This window comes from Phocaeicola faecicola (assembly GCF_013618865.1).
Taxonomy (GTDB): domain Bacteria; phylum Bacteroidota; class Bacteroidia; order Bacteroidales; family Bacteroidaceae; genus Phocaeicola; species Phocaeicola faecicola.
Map to the genome: position 1 here is coordinate 1 of NZ_JABSOE010000126.1, position 3,703 is coordinate 3,703.

Sequence of the window (3,703 nt, forward strand, 5' to 3'; positions counted from 1 at the left end):
CCGATGATACTGCGGCATCTCTGACCCAGTGTTGAGTCGATAACGGGTGAAAGCATGGAGTCAAATTTCTCCATGATTGAAAAAATTCCTCCAAAAGGTGTGAGTTTTTCGAATTTTATTTGTACCTTTGCAGCGCCTTGTTACGATTTTCGCTTGTTTTCTAATTGCAACACTAAGATAAGTGAAAAATCTGACATGGCAAAATCCTGAGCAACTTTTTGTTGCTCAGGAACTTATAAATAAAGTTAAATTATAGTGTTGCGGAATTAAGGTTATCATTTATTCATGAGGTTTATGATGCAGATGCTATATCTGTATCCGTAACCCATTATAAGAAAACAAGTATGGACTTTAATAAAGCTCGATTATTATATCTTATCGTATTTTTCCTGTATTCCGGCCTAAGTGTGTCCGGACAATCGATTCATGTTTCAGGAAGAGTACTTCAACAAAATACGCAAACACCTGTTGAGTTTGCTAATGTCGTTCTATTCAAACAAGATTCAGTCTTTCTGAAAGGAACAACGACAGACACTATCGGAAGATTTGAATTTGAAAATCTTCCCACAGATAATTATGTGCTGTCAGTATCCTGTTTAGGATTTGAAACAAAGCGGATTTTGATACAGAATCTGACGGAATCAGCACAAATAGATGTGTATTTGAATGAAAATGTTTTGTTACTTGGGGAAGTGGTGATTTCTGCTTCTTCCACAATAAACAAGATTAACCAACGGATTGTGTTCCCGACAAAATTGCAAATCAGCCATTCTGCCAACGGAATGCAATTGCTGAATACAATGATGCTTCCCGGCTTGAACATCAATCCGATGCTGAATACGATTTCATCATCCGACGGCGGGAAAGTCATTTTGCAGATTAACGGCGTAAATACCACGCCGGAAGAAATTCAGACCTTGCAACCCCGCCAAATCAAGCGGATAGAATATTCGGATTATGCAGGTATCCGATACGGACATGCTTCCAAAGTTATCAACTACGTGGTAGTAAGGGATGATAAAGGCGGTGTTGTTGGTGTGGATTTGATGAACTCGCTGAATATCCTTGCAGGGGGCGATGTTTTCTTTGCCAAATTCAACAAAGGAAAATCGGAATATGCTTTGAACTACACCGCAGCGTTTCAACGCATCAACACGAATAACAGAAATCGCACAGGTAGTTATCAGTTTGAAAATTCATCCCCTATATTGAGGGAAGAAATCAGTGCCGGAGGTGATTATTCGTACCAAATGCATGATTTTTCGCTGACATACAACTATCAGCAGAGCGATTCGGCTTTTTTCAATGCCAAGTTGAAATATAATCTGAGCAATCAGCCTCACAACGATTTCAACAGTTTTCTAAAAGAGAATGGCACGGACAAAGGGTTGATTTTTGACGGAAGTCAGCAAAAAATTAATGTTCCTACCATCGACTTGTATTACCAGTATGGTTTACCCAAAAATCAGAAAATATATGCTAATGTGGTGGGGAGTTATGCGAACGCAGCATCTTCGCGGAATTACTGCGAATACAACGATGTTGATACTCTTTTCAGCGAACGTTCGGAACTGTTTTCCGATAAATATTCACTGATTGCCGAAGGCATATACGAAAAAGGATTTGCCCATGGAAATTTGAAATTCGGGATAAAACATATTCAGTCGTTTACAGAGCAGACAATTAATCAGGGCGAGGAATTCAAATCGGATTTGAATCAGGCGGAATCGTCGGTTTTTGCAGAGTGGTTTTATAGTAAGGGCAAATTCAGCTATAGCTTGGGACTTCGCCTGAATCGCCTGCATTTTTCCAATGTATCTGTTACCAAAAGCTATTACCATTTCTTACCCAAAGCGATGGTTGGCTATCGGTTCAGTGATAATTCTTTTATCCGGTATGATGCGGAGATGAGTCAAACGAATCCAACCCTGATGGAGTTGGCCGACACGGAAATCCGTCTTGACTCGTATCTTGCCGAGAAAGGGAATCTGTTGCTTCAACCGTACCTGAATCTGAATAATAATTTATATTACGAAAACAGAAAAGGGTTGTTCGCTTTCAATGCAAGCCTGCATCATCACTACAAACACAATCCTATCATGGAATCGAAAAGAGAACATGGAAATGTGTTCCTGACAATGCCCGAAAACATGAAAGATTGGAATAAGTATAATGCGGAGATAACATTGAAAGTAGGGATGATAAAAAACTTCCTGCAATTTTCGGTTACAGGAGGCTTCAACCACTTTGACAGTCGTGGGAACAACTATTCGCATACCCATTCTAATTTTTATTACAGGGCAGATGTTTTGGCAATGTATAAGAAATGGATGCTGATAGGCCAGCTACAGCCTTTTGACGAAAGGTTATACGGCGAAACCGTCATAAAGGATGGTAATTATCACTACTTGGCTATCCGGTACAATGCGACTAATTTTTCTTTTGGCATAGGTGCGTTCAATCCGTTTAAGAATGTTTCCCGAACCATTATGGAAAACAAAAATGCACAAGCGCCTTTCCGAAGAGAAAGTTTTAGCGATGCATCCCGAATTCTCGTTGCCACGCTCACTTGGAATTTTAATTTCGGAAAAACTCATCTTGTCGGTACTAAATCGCTGAATAATCAGGATACCGACTACGGAATCAAAGGAAGTTATAAGTAAGATTAGGTGTTGATTTCAACAAATTCTGTATTATGTATTTCTGGCAAATCTATCACTAATTATCTTTCAGCGACATGTTGTTGCTTCGCGTTCACTGAATCCTATCGGAATTCAGTGAACGCCTTTGTGTGTCGTCAACTGACGATATCATCCTTTTTTTTACTCAAAATCAATAAAAATGAAAGATAAGATAAAAAACATTGCAGAAAAATTAGAACATCAAATCAGGATGCATGAACTCGATTTAAATGACAGGATTAAAGATATTCCTCAAATAATATTGCTGTTGGAACAGGGGTTCTCGGAATTGAAAGAAATAGTTTCGTTTTATAAGTTCAAAAGTGAAATGGATGAAATATTCTTTTTCAAGATAATAAAACCCAAGTTTTTTAGTAAACTAATCTATTACAGGAAAGTGTATAACATCGAAATGATGCGCCCCAACGGACAAGATTGTGTGCTGAAAAATTATTTCATCAATGAACTGAATCAGTTAGAGAATTTCTACAATAAGAACATTGATTTCTATAAATACTACCGTTCGGGAAGTACGCATTTGGATAAGTACTTTTTTCTGAGAGGAAAACAAGATATTCAAATGACAATGGAAACATTTTATTTTGAAAGAGACCCTAATTTTTCTACGATTTGCGATTTTAAAGTTGCAAAAATAGTAGCAAACGAAATGTTGCGAATTTATCTGAATCCTAAAATCCGCAACTATCATCCAATACACGATTAAGGGTAGATTTATGAGTCGTTAGTAGCAGCTTTCAGTAAAAAGCAACAGCACAACATCAATATGTAGCCACCATCCCCTTACCCCACGATGCGACTTGAGGTAATACGCAGATTCAAACCGGAAAGAAAGGATTCTTATCCGAATTCTGTTTTGAAGGGTTTTGCATAAGCTCGGTTCTCTGTGTAGATATTCAGCACGTATTGCCTTGCAGTCATGATCCACTTGGCAGGTACGGAGATGAATCTGAAGACAAAAGCCTTTATGCGACTCGTTTTCTTGAGCCCAAAAGCCTTGGTGT

General features: G+C 38.4%; 2 protein-coding genes and 1 pseudogene. 2 read left to right on the top strand and 1 reads right to left on the bottom strand.

Annotation, left to right across the window (positions count from 1 at the left end):
• Window positions 1–344: 344 nt before the first annotated feature.
• On the top strand, window positions 345–2,663 hold the full coding sequence (locus tag H3001_RS18820) for a TonB-dependent receptor (protein WP_008781630.1): 2,319 nt from the start codon (window positions 345–347) through the stop codon (window positions 2,661–2,663).
• 178 nt (window positions 2,664–2,841) lie between these two features.
• Complete coding sequence (locus tag H3001_RS18825) at window positions 2,842–3,405, top strand: RteC domain-containing protein (RefSeq protein WP_052484764.1); 564 nt, start codon at window positions 2,842–2,844, stop codon at window positions 3,403–3,405.
• A gap of 134 nt (window positions 3,406–3,539) precedes the next feature.
• Here H3001_RS18825 and H3001_RS18830 read toward each other — a convergent pair.
• Window positions 3,540–3,703: pseudogene (locus H3001_RS18830) on the bottom strand (IS1380 family transposase); the annotation flags it as partial.

What these genes read in the sequence shown, in the direction of transcription:
- H3001_RS18825 (WP_052484764.1), top strand. Translation starts at nt 2,842, where the DNA reads ATGAAAGATAAGATAAAAAACATTGCAGAAAAATTAGAACATCAAATC.
- H3001_RS18820 (WP_008781630.1), top strand. Translation starts at nt 345, where the DNA reads ATGGACTTTAATAAAGCTCGATTATTATATCTTATCGTATTTTTCCTG.